The sequence below is a fragment of the Demequina aurantiaca genome (assembly GCF_050598105.1).
GTDB classification, from domain to species: domain Bacteria; phylum Actinomycetota; class Actinomycetes; order Actinomycetales; family Demequinaceae; genus Demequina; species Demequina aurantiaca_A.
Window position 1 is genome coordinate 357,714 of sequence record NZ_CP192436.1, and the last position, 22,203, is coordinate 379,916.

Consider the following 22,203-nt stretch of genomic DNA (forward strand, 5'->3'; position numbering starts at 1 on the left):
CCTATCTCCTACGTCCGCACCGTAAACCGCCCTCGCGCTGGCGCGCTCGTGCGTAGAGGCGGAGGCGCACCATCGGTTTACGGTGCGGACGTAGACGGCTGAGGGAAACTTTCGTTGGATGTCTTGAGATTTGCGTGAGGAAACAACCAATATGTCGCGAGAGGTGCGGTCTGAGGGGTCCGCGTTGCTAGGGTGAGGGAATGACTACTCCTCTCACTTCGCCCGCACCTGACCCCATGTCCGCACCCGCCTACCGGTGGGGCATTCTCGGAGCGGGGGGCATCGCGCGCAAGCTCGCCGACGCCGTCACCAACCACACCGCCTCCGAAGTGGTCGCAGTCGCAGCCGGTTCGAGCCTCGAGCGAGCCCAGGCCTTCGCCGACGAGATGTCGATCCCCAAGGCGTACGGCTCCTACGAGGAGCTGGTCGCGGACCCCGACATCGACATCGTCTACGTCGCTACCACGCACAACAACCACCACGGCCCGGCGCTGCTCGCGATCGAGGCCGGAAAGCACCTGCTCCTGGAGAAGCCCTTCACGCAGAACTCCAAGCAGGCCAAGCTCGTCGTCGACGCGGCCCGCGCTAAGGGCGTGTTCGTGATGGAGGCCATCTGGTCGCGTCACCTGCCGCACATCTACGCTATGCGTGAGGTGATCGCCCGCGGCGACATCGGCGACGTCGTCTCCGTTGCGGCAGACCATGGCCAGTACCTGCCTCACGTTGAGCGCATGGTGCGCCCCGAGCTCGCCGGTGGAGCGATGCTGGACCTGGGCATCTACCCGGTCCAGTTCGCGCACGACGTGCTGGGCATGCCTGAGTCGATTACCGCCGTGGGTCGCCTTCGCGACACCGGCGTTGACGGACAGATCTCCATGATTCTGGACTACCCCAGCAAGAACGCGCAGGCCTCGCTCACCACCACCATGGAGGCGCGCACCCCGGTCGTGGCCCACGTGGCTGGCTCCAAGGGTCGTATTGAACTCGCGGACATGTTTTACGCGCCCACGGTGATGACCGTGACCCCGCTCGACGGCACTCCGTGGACGTTTGACGGCACCGTGGAGAACGGCTTCCAATACCAGGCCGCCGAGGTCGCGCGCCGCGTGGCAGCAGGTGAGAAGGAGAGCCCTCTCCTCACGCTTGACCAGTCGCTCGAGCTCATGGCCATCCTCGATGAGGTGCGCGCGCAGGCAGGCGTAGTCCTCCCGAACGACTAGAGCACTAGTTCCGCAGTTCACCTTCCCAGCGGGCGCCTCAACCCGCCTGCTGGGAAAGTGTGAACTCGTCGGTCTGCTGGAGCGCGCTCTGCGTGAGGTCAGCGATCAATAAGTGACCGGCGGGGTTAGGGTGCAGGCCGTCGCGTGCCATGAGTTCAGGGTGCCCGAGCAACGGGTCGCCGATGTTCAAGTAGGTTCCTTCCACTCGGGTGACCGCGGACGACACCGACTCGTTGAGGTAGTCGAGCAGTGGCGGTGTCTCGTTCCCCGTGTAGTAGATCCCGTTCACGGCGTAGAGCTGCGCGCCGGGGAAGGTGTCGCGGAGCTCCGTGAACGTCTGGCTCACCTGAGAGTCGATAGTCTCCGGCGTCGCCCCCAGGTCGTTGACCCCGCCGGACACGATCACGATGTCAGGGTCGCTGGCGTCGAGCGACGGGAGCCGTTCGGCGTAGGTGTTCCCACAGGTGGCCCCGGGGCGCGTGTACCCAGAACCATTGCAGCCGGCGTTGACCTCTTGCCAACCGCGGCGATCTGCCAGGACCGTCGACCATCGGGACTGCAGGTCCTCCGTCGCCAGCCCCGTGCCCTCCGTGTAGGAATCGCCAAGGAACAACACGACCGGAGCATCGGCCGATGCCGTGGCTGGCTCCGCGACGGGTGCGGGCTGGCCCGCACAGCCGGCGGCGACAAGCGTGGCGGCCGCCACCGCGACGAGGGGCCAACGGATCCTCATGGTGACTCTCCTTACTGGGCGCGGCTTACGGGCGCGGTGCAGGTAAGCACCGTATGCCCAGTATTCGACTCGCGCCCGGCGGCGGTTTGGTTTGCGGCCCCTTGCGGCCGATGCGGGTCCCCAGGTTTTCCTTCCCGGTCGTGGCGTGTGGGTGGCGCCCGGTAGCGTGTCCACATGGCCTCGCGCGGATTCTTTGTGGTGTTTGAGGGCGGCGATGGCGTGGGTAAGACCACGCAGATCGAGCGCCTCGTTGCGTTGCTGCGCTCCCCGGAGGGCGGGGCGCACGACGTCGTGACCACCAGGGAGCCAGGCGGCACCGACTTGGGTCGCGAGTTGCGCCAGGCCGTCATGCACGGCGGCCACGTGGCACCCAGGGCAGAGGCACTGTTGTACGCCGCAGACCGCGCTCATCACGTCGCGTCGCTGGTGCGACCCGCGCTTGAGGCGGGGTCGGTTGTTGTTCAGGATCGGTACTTCGACTCCTCGATCGTCTACCAGGGTGGCGCTCGCGGCCTTGGAGACGAGGTGGAGCGCATCTCGCTGTGGGCGACCGAGGGTCTGATCCCGGACCTGACGGTGGTGCTCGACATGGAGCCGGTCGCAAGCCGCCTGGAACGCGACCTGGACCGCGTGGAACGCGAGACGGCCGAACACGCATCGGCGATGCGCGACGGGTTCCTGTCGCTCGCTGCACGCGATCCCGGTAGGTACGTCGTGATCGACGCTGCTCGCACCATCGAGGCCGTGCACGCGGACGTCGCCGCGGCCGTGGCGGACGCGATGGCCCCGGGTACTCCGCCCGCGGCAAAGGGGGCGGACTCGTGAGCGTCTGGGACGACGTCGTCGGCCAGGACGAGCAGATCGCACCCCTGCGCGCTGCGGTGGGGTCAATCGACTCGATGACTCACGCGTGGCTCATTACCGGGCCTCCCGGCTCGGGACGCTCGCACGCGGCACGGGCTTTCGCCGCCGCGCTCCAGTGCGACAGTGGGGGCTGCGGCACGTGCCGCGAGTGCCTCACCTCGTTGTCGGGTGCACACGCGGACGTGACATTGGTCGCCACCGAGAAGGTGACGATCAGCATCGACGAGGTTCGTGGCCTCATCTCGGTCGCCCAGAACGCCCCGAGCCAGGGCAAATGGCGAGTGATCGTGGTCGAGGACGCTGACAGGATGACCGAGCGCACGTCAAACGTGCTCCTGAAGTCGATAGAGGAGCCGCCGCCGCGCACTGTGTGGCTGCTCTGCGCGCCCGCCGCGCAGGACGTCGCGATCACCATCAGGTCCCGGTCACGCGTGATCAACCTGCGCATGCCGGACCCGGACGCGGTCGCGCAGCTGCTCATCGACCGCGACGGCGTGGAGCCCGCGCTGGCTCGCGAGGTCGCGCTCGCGGCTCAGAGCCACATCGGCGTCGCCCGTCGCCTCGCGCGTGACCCAGAGGCGCGCGCTCGGCGGGATCAGATCGTGGCGCTCGCGACCGAGATTCGCGGGGTCGGTGACGCCGTGCTCGCGGCGGCGGACCTGGTCTCGGTTTCTGAACAGGACGCTAAGGCCTCCTCCGAGGAGCGCGACAAGGACGAACGCAACGCGCTGCTCAGGACGCTCGGCGCGGACGACGGCGGGCGCCTGCCGCCGGCGCTGCGCGCACAAGTGAAGCAACTCGAGGACGACCAGAAGCGCAGGGCGACGCGGTTCAAGCGCGACGTGCTGGACCGCGCCATCACCGACCTGCAGTCGCTCTACCGCGACGTGGCCGCCATCCAGGTCGGGGCGCAGGTGGAGCTGATCAACGCGACGCATCGCAGTCACATCGAGCAGCTCGCCGGCAGGACCACTCTCGCCGACACGATGAGGTGCTTGGATGCGCTCGCCACGGCGCGCACGCGCCTTGCGGGAAACGTGGCGCCGCTGCTGGCGCTCGAGGCGATGGCGCTCGCGCTGCGACCCATCGCGTAGCCCCTGCCTGAGGCCGCGGAGGCGCGCAGCGGGGACGGGGCTCCGTTGTCAGGCGACGACGGGGTGACGCGCACCGTAGTCGCGCGGCGGCCGAGACCCATAAACTTGGCGCATGAATAAGTCCTCGTTCCTGCGCACGGTCACGATGGGTGCGGTCGTCGTCCTTGTCGCTACGGCGTGCATCCCCGAGCGCGACCAGGTGCCGTCGAGTGCCGCGCCCACTGTGACCGCCGGCGGTTCTGGGATCGCGCCGGGCACGAGTGGTTCGCCGGTCAATCCCGGGGAGTCCCGTGTGTACAGCCAGGAACTCGACTGGACCTCCTGCGACGAACTCGAGTGCGCGACCGTGCAGGTACCCGTGGACTGGGCCAATCCCGACGGGCCTACCTTCGGCGTAGCGATTAACCGGCAGGTAGCGCTCGACCCTGACGAGCGACTGGGTTCCGTGCTGATCAACCCGGGTGGACCGGGTGGTGAGGGTCTGAGTTTCGCGGAGTACTTCGCCGTCAACGCCGGGGACAAGCTCCTGGACGCGTACGACGTGATCGGGTTTGACCCGCGCGGCGTGGGTCAGTCAGCGGGAGTCAACTGCGGCGACGGCGCGACCCTGGACGCGTACTACCTGCCCGACGTCGTGATCAACACGCAAGCGGACATTGACTCGCTGCGGCAGACGTTTGTGGACTTCACGGAGAACTGCCGCGAGCTCACCGGTGCAGTATGGGAAAACGTGGACACCGTGAGTGCGGCACGCGACATGGACGTGATCCGCTCCGTCCTGGGCGATGAACAGCTGAATTTCATCGGGTTCTCTTACGGGACGGAGCTGGGGGCCACGTACGCGGAGCTCTACCCGGCAAACGTGGGGCGCATGACGCTCGACGGCGCCGTTGACTTCCTGCTGGAAGACACGGAGATCTCCGTGGACCAGGCGCAGGGATTCGAGTTGGCGTTGGGCAACTTCATCGAGTGGTGCCATCAGCAGAGCGAATGCCTGCTTGACTCCGGCACGGAGGCCGCAAAGCAGCAGATCCACGACATGACGATCACGGCGCTCGACCAGGGCTACCCCTCCGGCGAGAGCCTGGACGTCAACGGCACGCTGATGTTCTACGGCATCGCGGTGACGCTGTACGACGAGGGGTCCTGGCCCTACCTGATGCAGGGGCTCAACGAGGTCATCAGCTCCAACACGGCCTCGATCATCTTTCAGCTCGCCAACTTCTACTTGGATCGCGATCCCTCGACTGGCGTCTACAGCTCTAACTCCACCGAGGCTTTCACGGCCATTGGTTGCATGGACACGCCGCTTGAGGCGCCGTACACGATCGAGCAGTACAACGAGTACGCGGCTGCGGTCGAGGCCGCCGCGCCCACCCTCGGCTGGGCGTACGCCGCCGGAATTGGCTGCGACGGCTGGCAGTGGGAGGCGAACGAGCACGTGACGAATCTGGACGCCACGGCGGGTACCGGACCCATGCTCGTGGTCGGGACCCTGAATGACCCGGCGACGCCCATCAAGTGGGCGAGGTCGCTCACCGAGCGGCTCGGCAACGCGTCGCTGCTGGAGTGGGACGGCGAGGGGCACACCGCCTACGGGCGCTCGAACCAGTGCGTGATCGACGCCGTGGACGGCTACATGGTCGATGGCGTCGTGCCGAGTTCTGGAATGCAGTGTTGACCCGCTAGACTGTCTGCTCGACCCGAGATTGTTCGGGTTCGCCGCCTTAGCTCAGTCGGCAGAGCGTTTCACTCGTAATGAAAAGGTCGTGAGTTCGATTCTCACAGGCGGCTCAAACTAGCAGGTAAGGCCCCGCATTCGTGCGGGGTCTTTCTGTTACTGGGCACCAATCCCGCGTTTACCCCGCGCTTTCGTCCAGCGGTAGGACAAGTCCAGCGAGGATGCCAGAGACGTCCGGGCCAAGGTCCGGCGTGGCGACGTAATGCTTCCTTGTGGTCTGTGGAGACGCGTGCCCAAGCACCTTCGCTGCCGCTTCGATGCCCTGCATTCGTTCGATTTCTGTGCCGACAGACTTTCGGAAGACGTGCGAGCTGACCCACTCCCACTGCGGGTGGCGTCCCCGGAAGTCTCGCCACTGGCGGTTGACGGTGGTGACCTCGCGTGGTGTTAGTCGTGCAGTGGGAAAGACGAGGTCGAGTGGTCCGCCAGGGAGGCCATCGATGGACCTTGCCAGCAGCATGGTCACGATTGTTGGGGGAAGGCGCATCGCCCGGGGCTTGCGCCCCTTCGTCTTGTCCTGGCGAATAAGTCCGAGGCGGTCATCGCGAACAATGGTGCCGCTCAACATGACCGTGCCTTCGCCTAAGTCAAGGTCTGACCAGCGAATGGCCAGAGCCTCGCCCACGCGGCAGCCCGTCGCGAGCATCACGTCAACGATGGCGGGGAGGTCCGCTCGTGCGGCCTTCTTGTCGGAGTACAGAATGCGGCGTAGTTCGCTGATTTCCGTGGCGGTGAGGGCTCGAACGTCCTTCGCGGGGGAACGGATGGTGCGGATCTCGCGCATGGGGTTGGAGGTGCGGGCGTCGTGGCGTACCGCAAGCCTGAACATGCCAACGAGGACCGAACGGCAAAGGTTGGCGGTTGACTGCGAGTCCGCAGCGACGCTCGTCACATACGCGTCCAGTCGCGCCACCGTGGCTTCGCGGACGAGTAGTCCTCCAATACCCGGGATGATGCGTTTCTCGACGATCTCTTTGTACCGCTTCCGAGTGTTGGACGCGCGGTCAGAACCTTCGACCTCTGTTTGCAGCCAGAAGCGGGCGAGGTCTTCGAGCCTGGTTTCAGAGTTGATCGTCGTGCCGGTGCGCTCAACGCGGGTTGCGAGGTTTTCGCGTATCGCTTGCTCGGCTCCGGCACGGGTCCTACCCCAAGCTTCCACCTGGCGTGTGTGGCCGTCGTCTCCTCGATACCGCGTGCGCGCACGCCAGTGGCCGTCCTTCACCGCTCGAAGATTGATCTTGCCCCAAGACCCGACGGGGAGCGGGGGTCTAGGCATGTCCGCGCCATATCCAAATCGGGATTCTCAGGTCGGCTGGTAGCTCGGGGGCTTTGTACTCCGAAACCTTCATTTCATTGCGCACAGATTCGAGCTGAGAAACAAGCAGGCGCAGGTACAACGTGGCTGAATCTGCGTGCTCATCATCAGGCACGGGAGCAGTTTCTCCGTGCGTGGTCGTAAAGGACCTGATCTTTTCGGAGAGTTCTGTGTGGCGACGGTATAACGGCAGGGGCCCAGAAAATTCGGGCTCGGTTGAGGCGTCTGAACTGTCGATTGGAAGTTGCTTGAGGCCCGCGAACCAGTCGGCGGCCTCGGCCTGTGACGTAGTGAGGCCGGGGAGTGTTTCGACTTCGCTTCCCGTTGGGTCAAATAGTAGCCGCATGGGTGAGACACCAAGTGCTGCGGCTAGGAGGGCGATCTCCGCTACGGAGACTGACGACTTCCGCCCCGATTCGAGATTCGCGATGGTTGACCGACTGATCTCATCGCCGTGAGCTTCGGTGAGGTCCGCCAACTGCTGACCGGACACGCCCGCCTGCTCGCGGAGGGCGGCGAGGTTGGCACCTACGCGTAGCGTCCACTCGGAGCTCCAGGTCTGAGATTTGGACTTTATCGACTGTGTCATGGTGACGTTAATCTCCTAGCGGTTGTGTATATGAGGCAATCGGCGGTACTGTTCCAAGACTACACGGACATGCAACTCAGCGTGTCGCTAAGACACAGACGAGGGATGATGAAACTTACTCAACCGACGGCAGCCCCCATACGAGAACTCCTCAGTGTTCGCGAACTCTCGCAGATGCTGGGAGTGCCCGAGCAAACGCTCTATGGATGGCGAACTCAAGGCAAGGGGCCACGGGGAATCCGCTTGGGCAGGCATCTGCGCTACCGGGCGCAGGACGTCGAGTCCTGGCTAGATTCCCAGAGTCGCGTGGGCAAGCGTGCTCGCGGTGTCTCCTAATGGCCTCCCGCTCGCAGTGGCGAGACCAGCAAGGAATCGCTCGCTGGAACTATGACGCTCGCTGTCCGGGTTGTACGGGGCAGATCAACGAAGGTGACGCGGTGCACAAGATTTCGCTGCCTGAGATTCCCGACGCGTGGTGGCACACCGAATGCCGCCGCGAGTATCGGGCGTTTTTGATCTACGGCGATGACGAGTAGCGCGCAGGACGGCGCTGCGCCGGACTCGTCGTGTGACGCGAATGAATCACTCACTCGCGGGACAACGGGGACAGGTCGACTGAGCCTTGAGGATGAAAAGGCGGTAGTTCGAATTGCACGTCGTCTATCTTCGGAGCCCAACGCGCCGAGCTACGCGAGTCGGGCGAACGACCAGGGAGATTGGCTCTCTATCGAGCAGTTGGTGCACCGCGACCTGCCCTTCTTCGTACGAATGCGGCAGGAAGTGCTGGGCGTTGATTTTGACAAGGCGGGCTCCGCGGCAGACGCCATGTTGCTCCACCTGAAGTTGCGGCTCGCGGGCATTCAATCAGTGCTCTGCTCAAGTGGGGGAATTTCAGAGGATGGACAGCCAAAATCGCACGTGATCGCCATGATGAGGAACGTCGACGAGCGCATGCGATGGCAAGCGGTCGCCAAGGCGCTGGGAGGTGATGTTCGCGAAAACGGCACGCGGGGGCTTCGTCCCCCTGGGGCGCTCCATCGGTCGCGTACCGCGCGTTCGACACCGGTGTTGCCTAACAGCCTTCATGAGGTCGAGAAGCGAATAGTTGACCCCCGGCGGGTGAAGCCTCTGAATGCGAGGATTCTCGACCTCATCCAAGCCGGTGTTGCAAAGGACGATGATCGTAGCCAGCCTCTTACGCGGGTAGTGGCTGCCCTGTATCGCGCGAAATGGACGAGTGACGAGACGCTCGCGCTTCTCAAGTGCTCGAAGTTTGGTATTAGCACCGCGTATCTGGGCGCGCGGGAGGACCGTTCGTTTGAAGACGACACCTACTTCACGAAGTACCTATGGGGATGGGTTGAGGCGAGGATCACTAACACCACTCTCCTCCCGCTTGACTCCTACCGTGCCTACTCAAGGATGAGGATTCTCGGTAGTTCGAGGAGCAAGTCACGACCCGCCGTCCTGTGTGTGGCGGAAGCGTTGATGCAAATTGCGGAGCGGTCGGGTAAAGCCATCATTGATGCGTCTGTGCGCGAGTTGTCCTTGCGAACGCAGATAGCTAGCCTCGCGACGGTAAATACGGCACTCAAAGTGCTCGAAGATCTAGGTCTCGTCGTCGATGTAACACCACCCCCGGTGCTCGGTCTCGAACGCGGTCCTATGCGATTAGCAAGGACGTATCGCCTGTGCTTCGATGCAGTTCCTCTGGAGTACCCGCACGTTTTCAAGGCAGGAGACTGGATTCTGCACGAAACCTTTCGCGACAAGACTGGGCTCGGCAAATGGGTGGGGCTGATCTATCAAAGTCTGTGGGACGAGCCCGGGAACTCGGTTGACGGTCTCGTAGGCATATTCGGACTCAACCCTGTCACCGTTAAGAGTCATCTCTCCGCATTGGAGAAGACAGGGATGGCGGAAGTGCGTGGTACCCGCTGGTATCCAGGACGAGTCCAACCGTATGAGGGGCAAATGCCAAGGGCTCACCAGGCGGCCATCCGAGACGCCGAGAACGTCGTGAAGGACCGAGGCGTGGTGCTACGGATATCTCATGATGCTCCGACGCCTGGCACGCCACCGTCCTCTGTATAGGTGTCCACCTTCGGCCAACAGGCGGCAACTTGTACACACATCTAGTTAACAAGTAGATATATAGGCGGGGGGGGAGTTCTTAATGTGTGTACGAGTTGATCGTGGGTGTGGCTCCCGAGCTGATTCGTCTCACGTTCACTCGACACGACGTTGCAGTAACGGAAAACAACTGTCTTCATGTGAACCCGAACCGGGCATTCTCCCAAGCGGAAGGGCCGTTCCCCGTGCTGAGTGCCGAGAATGCCGTAACGTAACGCACAACGCACAACGCACAACGCACAACGCACAACGCACAACGCACAACGCACAACGCACAACGCACAACGCACAACGCACAACGCACAACGCACAACGCACAACGCACAACGCACAACGCACAACGCACAACGCACAACGCACAACGCACAACGCACAACGCACAACGCACAAGCGGTGACGGATTCACGATTCCATGCGACTCATAAGGTTTGGACCAAAATGAACGTTGAACGACCTGTTCGGCCTGAATTAGTCATCGGGCTAGTAGGAGCGCTCGGGACCGATATTGAGGGCATCCAAACTGCAATTGAAGCGGCACTTCGCTGCGTGGCCTATGACTCACGAGCAGTCCGATTGAGCGGAGAGATACGCCAGTTGGTCGATTCGCTCGGGCTGAAGCTGGGGGAACTGGAGCCATCGGAATCGCCTATCGAGAATTTGATGAACTTAGGTGATGCGTTTCGGTATGAGGTTAACGATGCGGGGGCCGCGGCGCGCCTTGCCGTTGCGCTGATCAGTAGCGAACGTATTCAAGAGTTCGACGGCGAGGAGGGCGACGCTCCAGAGGAGCGCTACGCCGTAGCCACGATCGTGCGGCAACTGAAGCATCCGGCAGAGGTGGAGGTATTTCGAACTATCTACGGGCCTCGCTTCCTCTTGATCGGAAGTTGGGCACCGCGATCTGAGAGGCTCTCAGCGATCAAGCTGAGGCTTCAGGCCGAGGTCCCGAACAAGCCCGCTGCATGGTACGAGTCTCAAGCCACGAAACTGATCGAGCGCGACGAGAAGGATGGTTCGAGGGCGGACGGGCAACGAGTGCGTGATACGTACCAGCTTGCCGATGCATACGTTTGTGTCCGACAAGGGTTTGACTACAAGAGGTCCGTAGAGCGGATTGTGCAGACCTACTTTGGTGCGCCGTTTTCGACACCTACCCGCGATGAACTTGCAATGTTCTACGCGTTCGGAGCCCGCTTACGATCGTCTGCTGGAGGTCGGCAAGTGGGCGCAGTCGTGGTTGACGGCGACGGGGAGGTCCTCGTTGCGGGGACAAATGACGTGCCACGCGCTCATGGAGGCCAGTATTGGGAGGGTGACGAGCCAGACCACCGTGACTTTACCTCGGGTTACGATTTCAACGACAAAGAAAAGTCTCAATTGGTTTCGGACCTGATGGGGCGACTCAAGGACGCGGGCGGTTGGCTATCTGAAGAACGAGCTGCGTCTGAACCGGCTGACCTGGCGCGTGAAGCTCTTGATAAGTCAGGGCCCATTTCGAGTAGCCGTATCGCTGACCTACTTGAGTTCGGGCGTATTCTGCACGCCGAGATGGCCGTGATTTGCACTGCAGCTCGGAGAGGTACACCGATCGGCGGAACCACTCTCTACACGACCACGTATCCATGCCACGAATGTGCGCGTCTCATCATCGGGTCAGGTATCGCTCGAGTGGTGTACGTAGACCCGTATCCAAAGTCAATGGTTTCGAGCATGTACGCCGATCAAACAACGGATGACCCGCAGAGGCGAGACCGTGTCGTCTTCGAGGCCTTCTCCGGGTTCTCTCCACGGCTCTTCGATGCGATGTTCGCGATGCAAGGTCGAGAGCGCGAGAGCCATTCCGGAAAGTATGTGCGATGGGACGCAAGCACATCGAAGCCGCGCACGCTCTCTGAACGCGCGCCGGGCAGTACCTTCATAAGCGCGGAAGACCTGTTGATTAGCGAGTTGAGCTGGCTCGATTAGTTGGAGCGCTAGAGTATGTGGAAGCGGGATGCACTTGGCTCGGTAGTGCGTGGTGCGCTACAGGATGTCTGACGTTTCTGCTTGAATGATTCCACACTGGAACACTGAAGGAGATAGTTGCGATGGCTCAGAATGATTGGTTGCAGAACCTCGTATCGGGCGCAACACAGCGCGTTTCAGATCTGCCCCAGAATGCTCGACCGGGCGTGCCTTCTCCTTCCCCAATGCGAGCGGTCGGTTCCGAGCGAACAGGTAGTTTGATGGCCTCTGCCGCCCCGTCGACTAGCGCGAACGGCTCGGCATTAACCGGTAATCACTCGCGCTAGATATCTGGCAAGGGTGTGCCCCGGTTGCTCTAACCGGCAATCGAGTTTGGCTCGACATCTGTACTTGATTTCGAGCAAAAAAAAGGGCAACCAGCCCCGGCCCCACCATGTTGGCGAGACCGGGACTGGCTGACGAAGGTTCGTTAGGTTTGCGACACTTACGCAACCTGCGTGGGCCATACGTGAGCGTAGACGTCGAGCGTGGTGGATGCTCGCGCATGGCCGATTCGGCGTTGAATCGTCAGTATGTCGGTACCTTTTCCGATAAGCCGCGATACGTACCAGTGCCTCAAGTCATGCAGCCGGAACGTGGGCGGCAACCCACATAATTCACGTTGTTCTCGCCAAGTACGTTGAACGCTTCCCGGATGCACAGGGCCGCCCTCTCGCCCTTCGACGACGAGGCGACCCTCCTCCCGTTCCTCGGGCAGCAGGATTGCCTTGAGTTCCGCGCAGATGGGCACGGTGCGGAACGACCCGTACTTGGGTGGACTCTCGGTCCAGCCTCCACCGGGTACTTGTTGGAGTTGCTTGCCGATGGTGAGCCTTCCCGCGTTCAGGTCGGCATCGCCCCAAGTGAGAGCTCGAGCCTCGCCGAGACGTAACCCGGCATACGCAGCCAAGGCGAACAGCACCGCAAAAGTGGGCTCCGATGTCGCGATGAGTCTGGCGATAGCCGTCTCGTTGGGCAACGCGACGCTGGTCGCCCGCCTTGAGATGCGAGGCAGCCGAACACCCGTGCAGGGGTTCGAAGGTATGTACCCGTCCCGCACCGCGGAGGTCAGTACGGCGCGGATGATGGCCACCCGTGTACGGATGGTCGTGGGTGCGAGGCCTTGGGAGTGCATGGCCTTGACCCAGGTCTCAATGTCCCGTGCCGTGAGTGTCTCCATGGCGGTGTCTCGGAACATGAAGTGGGCTGCCACAAGGTTGCTGCCTCGTTCGGTTTGTGGTGCCCAGATTTGCCGCCCTGCGTATCCGGCGTAGTACTCACTGAAGGTGAGGGAGTGAGCCTTTCTGCCACGCGTGGGTGGGTACAGGGTGGCTCTGATGGGTCGTTGCTTGAGCATGATGAGTCCTTATCTATCGTTGGGGTGAGGAGGCGTGGCTAGTCGCGGAGGCGGCAAGCCAACCGGGTTCGACCACCATGTGGATGGTGGCTGTCACCAGTCGTGCCAGGCGGTAGTCCGGGTCGGCCTTCAACGCGTAGTGCAGGTGGTCGAGCGCGAGAGTGTTGTCTCCGCTCCACCACGCGGCAAGGCCCAGCAGTGTTCGTGCCGGTGCACAGGCTTCAGGTGGCATGTGGGCCACCAACGCGGTCAGCAGTTCCACGTGCGTCGCGAGTCCCTCGCTGGGCTTCCACGCCAGTTCAGGGTCGACGATGCGGTCCATCGCCAGCCCCGCGACAGTGGCGTCGAGCGGCTTGATGCCGTCGATGCACTCTTGCGGCAGCTCAGTGCCAGTCATGAGCACGCAGGCCATGTCCCGCATCTCGATGACGGCTAGACACCGTGCTGCAGCGCCGACAATGCTGGCGGGAACCAGGCCTCCGTAGTGGGCGTGGTCAAGGCCGCGCAGATACTCGGAGAAGTCTGGCTCTGCTGCGTTGTGGGCCTCTTGTGCACGCTCTCGTGCGCTGCCTGAGGCCGGTGCCACCAGCGCACCCGTGGAGGCTCCAGTGGCGTCCTGGGGAGCGATGTAGAACGTGCCAGTGTTCCGTATTGAATATGCGTCGTACTGCACACGCAGTGCGTCGTCCAGATGGCGAAATGATGCCTCGGGGAGGCCGCTGAAGTAGACGGTGACCACGTCCCGAGGGATGGCTGGCTTCCACAGGCTGAGTGCGACTTCGAGGGCCTCTCCGATGCGTTCAGGGTCGAGGTCTTCCAGGGGAATGACGGCAACGGCTCGGGGAGTAGTGGGGGACAGGACTACGAGCGCGTCCTTGGGGGTGAAGCCGATGAGCTCGTTGATGGTCGCGACATGGGTCGCTTGGTTGGTGGTGGAAATATCGATGGACATGGTGGTGCCTTTCTGAAATGAGAAAGGCCCCACACCGCCTGCCAGAAAGACAGGAAGTGTGGGGCCGGGGGAGTGTGGGGTGGTGTGCTTAGACGGACGCGAGTACCTGGTTCAGTACTCGATGGGCGTTAATGTCGACGGCGTCGAAGTCTCCTTTGACGCTGCGGAGCATGTTGCGTTCGGGCCTGCTGGCACCGCGAACGGGTCGCGAGTGGTGTTCATAGGTGTTGACCGCTTGAAGCACGCCGTGTGCGGTGCCGGTCCACGGCGCGACCATGGGGTCGTGGTGCCACATGCGCTCCAGTTCTGAGCGCTTCCTGTCGGCCAAAGTGAGTGACTTACCGGTGATTGGCTCACCGCGGTCATTCTTGGTGGGAACCCATTCGTCGAGGAATGCCGCGAACACTTTGGCGCTGACCGTTGTGGCGCACAGTTCGTGAACCTGGGCAGAGAATGCGTCTGCGGTGTCGTAGACGACGGACAGTGCTGAGCGTGCGTCGGCGAGCTTCATGATCGAGTAGCGGGAGTGACGCACTTTGACCGTCGGGCTTGCCTCCTTGAGCGCAGCAGCACGCGTGTTGTCGCAGACCACATCCGTGACGGTCCTCTTGTAGGTGGTGGCGAGTGACCCGTCGAACGCCGTAGTCGCTAGGAGATTGGGTCGGAAGACCACTCCCTCTTCGGTCACGATGGATTCGGGTACGGAAACCTCGACCCATGCCACTGCACCGTCGCGTAGGAGCCCGGCAGAGCTGATGGACAGCTCGTCGTCCAACAGGTTCGCCACTGTGTCCAGCAGCCATGTGCGGTAGGGGTGAGGCGCATAGCCTTCACCGAATATCCCCATCACATGGCCATCCGTGCGGTCTGACCTGACGATGGCCTGCTTGCCCTCCACCTGTTGCCAGCACACGGGCTCTCCGTTGGCGTTCAAGTGAGTCATTGTTGAGAGACCTGCAGGCAGCTCCACGGCCAACGGCAGGGACAGTGCGTGCCAATCGAAGAGCCTCCTGGAGACGTCTGCCACTGGAATGGCCCCAGGGTAGTGGTTAGGTTCGTCTCCTTGAAGATCTGCCCGGTAATGCCACGCGTTGCCGCGCGCATCCGTGTGACCGATGAGGGTCTGGTTATTCAGGTGTTGCAGTGTTTCCTTGCTCATGATGTCCTCCTTAGGACGCAAAAAAGCCCCGGTCCAATGAAGGACTCGGGGCTGATGGTGGGGTTGGTGGTTAGAACGCCTCGGCGCATTGGGACGGGCGCTGGTCGAGCGCTTCGATGACAGCGAGCACGAGGCTCAACAGCGTCTGTATTACCCAGAGCACCGTTGCTCTTGGGCCACGTACGGCTGCCGCAATCAGTGCGGTGAGACCTGCACGCAGAACTGAGGTTCTGAAGGCGGGGTCATTCGACCATCTGTTGCGGGTATCGGTAACAAACACTCGAGCATCCGCACTTAGTTCCTGTAGCTCATCGCGAGCGGTCGCGAGCCAACGGGCAACGACTGCGATCACATCACCGTGTTGTATTGCCATGTACTTCCTCCAAACATAGAAAAAGCCCGACCGCACGTGGCGAATCGGGCTCTCAATAGAAAAACGCAACCGGCCCTGATGGGCGACGATCTGCATCGGGCAGACCTGCGGTTGCGCTACCTCAATTATACCAGCGATTACATCCTCTTTTATAGAGAATTGAGTCGTTTGTTAAGTCTCATTGATGCGCAATTGGTGAACAAATGCCAGCCCTCTACTACCAGCGTGGCCTACAGGGCGTGGAAACGTGTGAGTTTCGCGTTGACCAAAGTCACGGGCGCTGGGGCCCGCGGCGCTTTTGCGAGCCAGTTTGCTCCTTCCCTCAGGTGAAGGCTTAGCGGGCCGTCGAGTGGCCCATTCCTTCTTCGCTCCAAGTTGCCTTCGGTGGTGGTGATGGAGGCGTCTACCACCATGCGCCACCTTCAGTGGGCTTGAAGTCGTAGTAGCCGCGCGCTCCGGTAACTCTCTGCAGGTAGCCGTTGTCCGCAAGATAGTGCAGGTATCGGGCGATGATCTTCAACGCGTCCGGCTGGCCCATGTTCACGCCTCGTGATTGAATCGCGCGTTTCGCGTCGAACACGCCAAATATGTTGCTTTGACCGGCGATGAGGTCGAAGTACACGACGCATTGCCATTGCGTAAGCCAAAAGTTTCCGGCGGTGTCGCCTTGGTAACTCAATATGCGATCACGGAGGTAGGCGTTGAAGTAGTCGACGATGGCGGAGTGGGCCTCACTCCGATTCCAGCGTTGATCACGACCAAGCAGTTCACGTATGCGTTGCTGTTCAGGCGCTCTCTTTAGCTTCCAAGTGCGTTCGCGCTCGAGGCGAAGGGTCTTTGCGCGAGCCGCGGCAGCTGCTCGATTCGCGATCACCTGAGAGTTGTGGAGTTGGAGACGGTCGCGGGTCTGGAAGAGTTCTTCTAGTCTCGGCGAGGTAATTCCTGCCTTTGGGTCAGCCCCAAAGCTTTCGAGCCTGTGAACCTCGAGATCTGCATATTGAGAGCTTGCTGGCACGGTCACGTCTCGACTACCCCACTCGTCGGTGTCGGATAGCCATTCTTCGAGTTCAGTCCCGATGGCGATAGCGCGTTGCTCAGGGTTGATGAAGAGCAAGGGCATGGATTCTTGGACGAGTGCTTGCTGCGCCGGGGTAAGGCTCACGCGGTCGAGGTCGACGGCATTGAGGTTGCTACCCCGGTGGCCCCATAGCCAGACGTCGATGATTCCCTGGCTGCGGTATGACTCGTGGCGCTCCAGCCAATGTGCCGGGGTGATCGCGCTGTATTGCACCTCGAATGCAATTCGGTCGTTTTTGCGTCCGGTGATGAGGACATCCGCGCGACGTTCACCGAGCGGGGAGGAGTATTCCTCGCGGCGAACCGTGGAGTTTGGGTACTTCGTCGAGAGCCAATCGTGGATTGCTGCGCAACCGTTGGCGTGGTCGAGACTCTCACGTGAGTGCCCGCCCGAATCTTTCAAGTGGCGCAATCCGTCGCGGCGCTTGGTCCTGGCAACGGTTGTTAACGGAGCCTCGCAACCGGGTACAGGGCAAACTACGAGTTGCTTCACGTAGGCACGCTGGTCGCGAGCCTGGTCGTCGGGCAGGAACCAAGCCGCCGATGCGAGGGTGTCTAGTCCCCAAACGAATGCGTCCTCCGTGGCCTGGAAGTCACGCAGGGCGCGGGTGTGATCAACGTGAGGTAAGAAACCCTCACCGTTGCGCGACGTAATCATTCTCCGGTCCCTTTGAGGAGCGCAGTGCTATTAGTCGACAATCCGAAGCGGAGGTAACGAGTCCACAATCCTCATCGTCTCCACGGAGACCGTCGTAACCTTCGCGATCAGGTCCAGGATGTAGCGCGGGTTGCCAACCTCTCGTGACCAGTCATTGGGGTCGTTGACGATACCCGAAGGCTTGTCCGTCTTGACTTGGTAGCGGTCAATGATCCAGTCCAGCCCCGACCGCGACCCGAGCATGTAGCGCTGAGCTTCCTCAGGGATGCCGCTCACAGTGATCGCGTGGTTGTAGACGATGGTCGTGACGTCCTTCTCCTTGCCGACCTTCCCGTACTTCATCTTTGTCACACGCAGCGCGTCGTAGAGTGCATCACCTTCGAGCCCAGCGGGTTCTCCGGTGACCTGAAGAGGGTAAGGCTCGACGTCCTCGTAGCCGATGTGAAGATCCAGCAGCCGCTGTCCAGCCGATGCGAAAGCGGGGAAGTCATCCCGCTCGAGCTGGGGGATGCGGGGGAGAGAGCGCTTGAGGTCCGCGCCGAAACGGGTGCGGTAGTCGGGAGAGTGTAAGAACCCATAGACGAATGAGAAGATTTCGTCCTTGGTCACCTGACCGCCGTACCAGGAACAGTACTGCCTCAGTGTGGAGTCGGTGATGTTGTCGATGCGACGAAACCCTGCGACCACATCGCCCGAGATGTCTAGGGTTCCGTCACCAGCTGTCTCGTAGATGTAGCGGGCAAAAAACTGGCCGGTGTCGAGAAGATGTAAATTTGGCAACTTGTCTGTCGCAATGAGGCTGAAGTCGAAATGAGAGCTTGCGCCGGTTATGTCGAAGCCGAAGTTGGAATGCTCCTTTGTCGGGAACATCGTCGGCAGTTGATACCTTCGGTGGTTGAGCAGGGCGTCATAGTGAACTGCCATGTTGCAGAAGGGGCGATATGCGCTAACTATGAGATTGGCGTCGAGTTCGGCCTTCTTTGCGCGTGTCAGCGACTGCTCCAGGGATGACGACCAACTGATCTTCGTGGGATCGTTGTTCTTGATAGCCTCAGCAGCTTCCTGGGGTGAGGCCCCCCGATGTGTGGCCAGGTGCTCGTTTAGAGCGTCAACTTGCTGGTTATAGAACGTGACCATGCGTCGGACGTTCGACTCAACTTCCGCGCCAGAAAAGTTGTACACCCACGAGTCGCGGTTTGTTTGAAGGCCAGCTGACAATGAGCGGAAAATCGACCCGACGACCTTCTTTCCTCCAATGGGTTGCCAGGATTCGAATTGGTGGGAGCGCTGGTTAATCCAGTCCCCGGCGTCATTGGGGTGGATTGATTGCCATTCGAGGTTGGCGATTGATTGCGAGTTGGCGAGCTCGAGTTTTTCGGCTCGTGTTGCGGCGTCCGGTGTCTGAAAATAGTGCACAGTGGCGCGGCCCCGTTTGGCCCCGGGGTTCTTGACAAGGAAGGTTACTGCGACGGTTGTCTGTGACCCAGCGCCGAAGACCTGACCGCCCTCGGCCCTCCAATCAGAGTTTTTCATGTTGCCGCGCATGTTGAACACGTAGATGTCGGTGAACTCGATTGCGAGCGACTTTCGAAGTCCATCGGCGGTGTTGCCGTCTATAAAGCCCCCATTGGTCACGAACCCTATAAGACCGGCGTCGCCGACGCGATTTGCGGACCAGCGGATTGCGCGGATGTATGAGTCATAGAGGCTGCGCTTGTTCGTCGCTGTCGAATGGGCTGCAAACGTCGTCTCGATGGACTTGTCTAGGTGGGCGTACTTGACGTTGGCGTTGTTGTCGTTGCCGCTGGACTGTCCTACCGAGTAAGGGGGATTTCCGACGATGACGCGGATGCCGAGGGCGCGTTGTGCCTCGACGCGGGCGTTGTTGTTGGAGAAGACGAGGAGGTCGTCAATGTCGTCTTTCTCTGTCATCTGGAACGTGTCGGTGAGGACGATGCCGTCGAACGCTTGGTAGTCAGCCTCGAAACCAGTGTCGATGAGTTGCTGGTGGTAGGTGGTCTCGATGTTGATTGCCGCGATGTAATAGGCAAGCAACATGATCTCGTTGGCGTGCAATTCGGAGGCGTACTTACGGGCAAGATCGTGTGGCTCAATCAGCCCCGATGCGATCAAGCGCGTCATGAAGGTGCCGGTGCCGGTGAATGGGTCGAGGACGTGGACGCCTTCGTCGGTGAGGCCTTTGCCGAAGTGTTCGCGGCTCAGGTGATCGACGGAGCGCAGGATGAAGTCGACGATCTCGGTGGGGGTGTAGACGATGCCGAGTGCTTCTGCTGCACGGGGGAATGCGAGTTTGAAGAAGCGCTCGTACAACTCTGTGATGATGCGTTGCTTGCCTTCGGCGTTGTCGATGCCTGCTGCACGGATGCGCACGGATTCGTAGAACTTGTCGAGGCCCTCGGTCTCCGATTCTAGGTTCGCGCCCTCCAGCGTCTCCAGCATTCCCTGCATGACCTTCGAGACGGGGTTGCTTGCGGCGAAGTTGTAGTCCGAGAACAGGGCGTCGAACACTGGTTTGGTGATCATGTGTTGGGACAGCATGTCGATGGCGTCGTCGCGGCTGATGCCATCGTTGAGGTTTGCCTTGAGCGCCTCGTGGAAGGCGGTGAACTCGTCGGCCGCGTGGCCGGATTCGAGGATAGCGATCAGGCGCGTGCGGTGGCGTTCCGCGATCAGGGCGACGTCCTTGGCCCAGTCCTCCCAGTAGCGTCGCGTGCCAACCTTCTGCACGATTTTGGCGTAAATGGCGTCACGCCACGTCTCTAGTGAGTCGAGGTTGAAGGTGAGCTGGACTTCCTTCTCTGGCTTCTGCGTGGGGTCACCGCCGTCATCGTCAGCTTGCTTGGTGCCGACTCCGATGATGTTGATGGTGTCTGTGCGGCTCTTGTTCAGCTCGATCTTGTTGACCATCGCGTTGAAGCGCTCATCGTGTGCCCGAAGTGCCTGGAGGACTTCCCAGACGACTCGGTAGCGGTCGTTGTCGCGTAGGGCTTCCTCGGGGGACATTCCTGCCGGGATGCCGATGGGAAGAATGATGTAGCCGTACTTCTTACCAGGGGCTAGGCGCATCACACGGCCAACGGACTGGACGACGTCAACCACTGACTTGCGAGGGTTGAGGAACATGACGGAGTCGAGCGCGGGTACGTCGACGCCTTCGGATAGGCACTTCGCGTTGGTAAGGATGTGGCACGCGTCAGCACCGGGGTTGGCCTTGAGCCAGTCCAGTTCGTCGTTGCGCTGCAGGATGTTCATGGTGCCGTCGACGTGGTGCACGGAGGCATCCAAGGGTGGGCGTGAGCCGTCTCCCTCGCCAATGCCCTGGGTGCGCACGTAGTCGCCGACGACTTCGTCGAACATCGCCGCGAACTGCTTCGACGACTTGATGTCGCGTGAGAAGGCCACTGCTCGGCGCATCGGCTCTGGGTCAGCGGAGAAGTCGTGTTCGGCTTCACCAATCTTGGCCAAACCGTTCCAGCATCCAACGATGCGGGCAAGGTCATCGAGGTTGAGTTCGCTGTTGGTTTCCATCGCGCTCTGGAAGGTCTTGGAGACGGAACCCTCGTCGACCGCTAGTACGAGCACCTTGTAGTCGGTCAGGAGGCCTTCGCTGACGGCTTCGCCGAATCCGAGGCGGAAGAACTCGGGGCCGAAAAGGTCCTCGTCGTCCATGGAGGCCAGGACAGCATCGGACTGCCCGGCCTTCGCCTTGGAGTTGTCGTCGTAGATACGCGGCGTGGCGGTCATGTACAAGCGCTTGTTGGCCTTCAGGTAGTCCGCGTCATGGACCTTCACGAACGCTGATTCGCTGTCGCCCGTGAGGGTGACTCCTGTGGTGCGGTGTGCCTCGTCGCAGATGATGAGGTCGAAGGGCTTCATGCCTGCTTGCTGTTGAGCTTCTGCGACCACGTCGATGGACTGATAGGTAGAGAACACGACAGTGATGCGGTTAGCCCCGATGTTGGGGTCGTCGACTTGAGCGGCAAGCTTCGCACGATTGGTGGTGGCTGGGATTGCTAAGTCGACGACTGAGATCTCCCCGCTGTCGCTGGAGCGCCCCACCTTGACGTCAGAGCACACGGCGAACGTCCTAAGGCTCGCCTCGGCTTCGATGGACCACTCGCGCAGAGTCTGAGACAGAAGTGCGATAGATGGCACCAGGAACAGGACGCTGCCACCGAGGGGAACCTGGTCTTCGACGATCTTGAGCGAAGTGAAGGTCTTGCCCGTGCCGCAAGCCATGATGAGCTTGCCCCGGTCGTGGGATTCGAAGCCCTTGCTCACTGCCGCAAGCGCGTTGCGCTGGTGATTGCGGAGCTGCTTGCGTTCCTTGAGCTCTAAGACCTCGGGGGTAGCGAAGTCGAACTGCTCCCAATCGATGGATGACTCGATCAAGTCATGGAGCCCGATGCGGTTGACGGGCTTGGTCTGGTTGCGGACAGCTTCCTCGGCATTCGGACCCCAACGCAGGGCGGTCGAGACCAGCAGACGTTCTTTGAAAGGCTCTTTACCGGAGTCCGACAGGAAGGAGTCGATGTGGGACTTCTGGAGCAGCGTCGACGGGTCGTAGAACTTGCACTGCACAGCGACGAGGTCACCTGACTCGCGGTAGCGAGCGACCAGGTCGATGCCGGTGTCAGGGCGGCCTCCGCGGTCGGGCCACTCCATCCACTGCCATACGGCATCGAAGCGCTGGGACCACTCCACATCGTTCAGTAGGAACGACTTGATCAGTCGTTCGAACTTCGACCCCTGCTCAGCAGTCGACGTTGACTCGTAGAGAAACTTGTCTAGCAGGGCCTCGACCGTTGATTCCATGTCCCTCATCATGCCGGAGTGGTATACGAGCCGCCACCATTGCCGCGCTAAGGAGTGGATTGCCAGTGCCGCCGGTATCGTTTGGTGCCCGTAGTCAA

At 61.3% G+C, this 22,203-nt stretch carries 16 protein-coding genes and 1 tRNA gene; 8 read left to right on the forward strand and 9 right to left on the reverse strand.

Features of this window, described 5'->3' with window-relative positions; all coding sequences use genetic code 11:
- Nucleotides 1-200: 200 nt before the first annotated feature.
- Nucleotides 201-1,220 (forward strand): Gfo/Idh/MocA family protein, encoded by a 1,020-nt coding sequence (locus ACQU6B_RS01635; protein ID WP_430868305.1) that lies wholly within the window; start codon nt 201-203, stop codon nt 1,218-1,220.
- Nucleotides 1,221-1,257: 37 nt separating this feature from the next.
- Here ACQU6B_RS01635 and ACQU6B_RS01640 read toward each other — a convergent pair whose 3' ends face one another.
- The gene (locus ACQU6B_RS01640; RefSeq protein ID WP_430868306.1) at nt 1,258-1,953 is read right to left on the reverse strand and encodes an SGNH/GDSL hydrolase family protein; all 696 of its coding nucleotides are present in this window, start codon (nt 1,951-1,953) and stop codon (nt 1,258-1,260) included.
- Nucleotides 1,954-2,127: 174 nt separating this feature from the next.
- Here ACQU6B_RS01640 and tmk point away from each other — a divergent pair, with 174 nt between their 5' ends.
- The 4 genes from tmk to ACQU6B_RS01660 all read left to right on the forward strand — a co-directional run bounded on the left by tmk (nt 2,128) and on the right by ACQU6B_RS01660 (nt 5,705).
- Nucleotides 2,128-2,778: a dTMP kinase gene (gene tmk, locus ACQU6B_RS01645; RefSeq protein WP_430868307.1), complete on the forward strand. Its 651-nt coding sequence runs from the start codon at nt 2,128-2,130 to the stop codon at nt 2,776-2,778.
- Entirely contained in the window at nt 2,775-3,911 is a 1,137-nt protein-coding gene (locus tag ACQU6B_RS01650) for a DNA polymerase III subunit delta' (protein ID WP_430868308.1), read from the forward strand. The genes tmk and ACQU6B_RS01650 overlap by 4 nt, the downstream gene beginning before the upstream one ends.
- Before the next feature lie 112 nt (nt 3,912-4,023).
- A complete protein-coding gene (locus ACQU6B_RS01655) occupies nt 4,024-5,592 on the forward strand; it encodes an alpha/beta hydrolase (RefSeq protein ID WP_430868309.1) in 1,569 nt (522 codons plus the stop codon).
- A gap of 40 nt (nt 5,593-5,632) precedes the next feature.
- Nucleotides 5,633-5,705: transfer RNA gene (locus tag ACQU6B_RS01660), tRNA-Thr, on the forward strand.
- 65 nt (nt 5,706-5,770) lie between these two features.
- Here ACQU6B_RS01660 and ACQU6B_RS01665 read toward each other — a convergent pair.
- Complete coding sequence (locus tag ACQU6B_RS01665; protein WP_430868310.1) at nt 5,771-6,928, reverse strand: tyrosine-type recombinase/integrase; 1,158 nt, start codon at nt 6,926-6,928, stop codon at nt 5,771-5,773.
- Complete coding sequence (locus tag ACQU6B_RS01670; RefSeq protein WP_430868311.1) at nt 6,921-7,556, reverse strand: helix-turn-helix domain-containing protein; 636 nt, start codon at nt 7,554-7,556, stop codon at nt 6,921-6,923. The genes ACQU6B_RS01665 and ACQU6B_RS01670 overlap by 8 nt, the downstream gene beginning before the upstream one ends.
- Before the next feature lie 174 nt (nt 7,557-7,730).
- Between ACQU6B_RS01670 and ACQU6B_RS01675 the strand changes: the two genes are divergently transcribed.
- The 3 genes from ACQU6B_RS01675 to ACQU6B_RS01685 all read left to right on the forward strand — a co-directional run bounded on the left by ACQU6B_RS01675 (nt 7,731) and on the right by ACQU6B_RS01685 (nt 11,654).
- Nucleotides 7,731-7,892, forward strand: coding sequence for a helix-turn-helix transcriptional regulator (locus ACQU6B_RS01675; protein ID WP_430869263.1), 162 nt, complete (start codon nt 7,731-7,733; stop codon nt 7,890-7,892).
- 432 nt (nt 7,893-8,324) lie between these two features.
- The gene (locus ACQU6B_RS01680) at nt 8,325-9,650 is read left to right on the forward strand and encodes a hypothetical protein (RefSeq protein ID WP_430868312.1); all 1,326 of its coding nucleotides are present in this window, start codon (nt 8,325-8,327) and stop codon (nt 9,648-9,650) included.
- 477 nt (nt 9,651-10,127) lie between these two features.
- A complete protein-coding gene (locus ACQU6B_RS01685) occupies nt 10,128-11,654 on the forward strand; it encodes a deaminase (RefSeq protein ID WP_430868313.1) in 1,527 nt (508 codons plus the stop codon).
- 484 nt (nt 11,655-12,138) lie between these two features.
- On the opposite strand, the gene ACQU6B_RS01690 is transcribed toward ACQU6B_RS01685, so the two are convergent.
- The 6 genes from ACQU6B_RS01690 to ACQU6B_RS01715 form a co-directional block, all read right to left on the reverse strand.
- Nucleotides 12,139-12,873 carry a tyrosine-type recombinase/integrase gene (locus tag ACQU6B_RS01690; RefSeq protein WP_430868314.1) on the reverse strand — a complete coding sequence of 245 codons (735 nt, stop codon included), beginning with the start codon at nt 12,871-12,873 and terminating at the stop codon, nt 12,139-12,141.
- A gap of 190 nt (nt 12,874-13,063) precedes the next feature.
- Complete coding sequence (locus ACQU6B_RS01695; RefSeq protein WP_430868315.1) at nt 13,064-14,002, reverse strand: DUF4192 family protein; 939 nt, start codon at nt 14,000-14,002, stop codon at nt 13,064-13,066.
- 88 nt (nt 14,003-14,090) lie between these two features.
- Nucleotides 14,091-15,161: a DUF932 domain-containing protein gene (locus ACQU6B_RS01700; RefSeq protein ID WP_430868316.1), complete on the reverse strand. Its 1,071-nt coding sequence runs from the start codon at nt 15,159-15,161 to the stop codon at nt 14,091-14,093.
- Nucleotides 15,162-15,231: 70 nt separating this feature from the next.
- Entirely contained in the window at nt 15,232-15,630 is a 399-nt protein-coding gene (locus tag ACQU6B_RS01705; protein WP_430868317.1) for a hypothetical protein, read from the reverse strand.
- Nucleotides 15,631-15,937: 307 nt separating this feature from the next.
- Nucleotides 15,938-17,104 (reverse strand): competence protein CoiA family protein, encoded by a 1,167-nt coding sequence (locus ACQU6B_RS01710; RefSeq protein WP_430868318.1) that lies wholly within the window; start codon nt 17,102-17,104, stop codon nt 15,938-15,940.
- Nucleotides 17,105-17,299: 195 nt separating this feature from the next.
- On the reverse strand, nt 17,300-22,105 hold the full coding sequence (locus ACQU6B_RS01715) for a DEAD/DEAH box helicase (protein WP_430868319.1): 4,806 nt from the start codon (nt 22,103-22,105) through the stop codon (nt 17,300-17,302).
- Nucleotides 22,106-22,203: the final 98 nt, after the last annotated feature.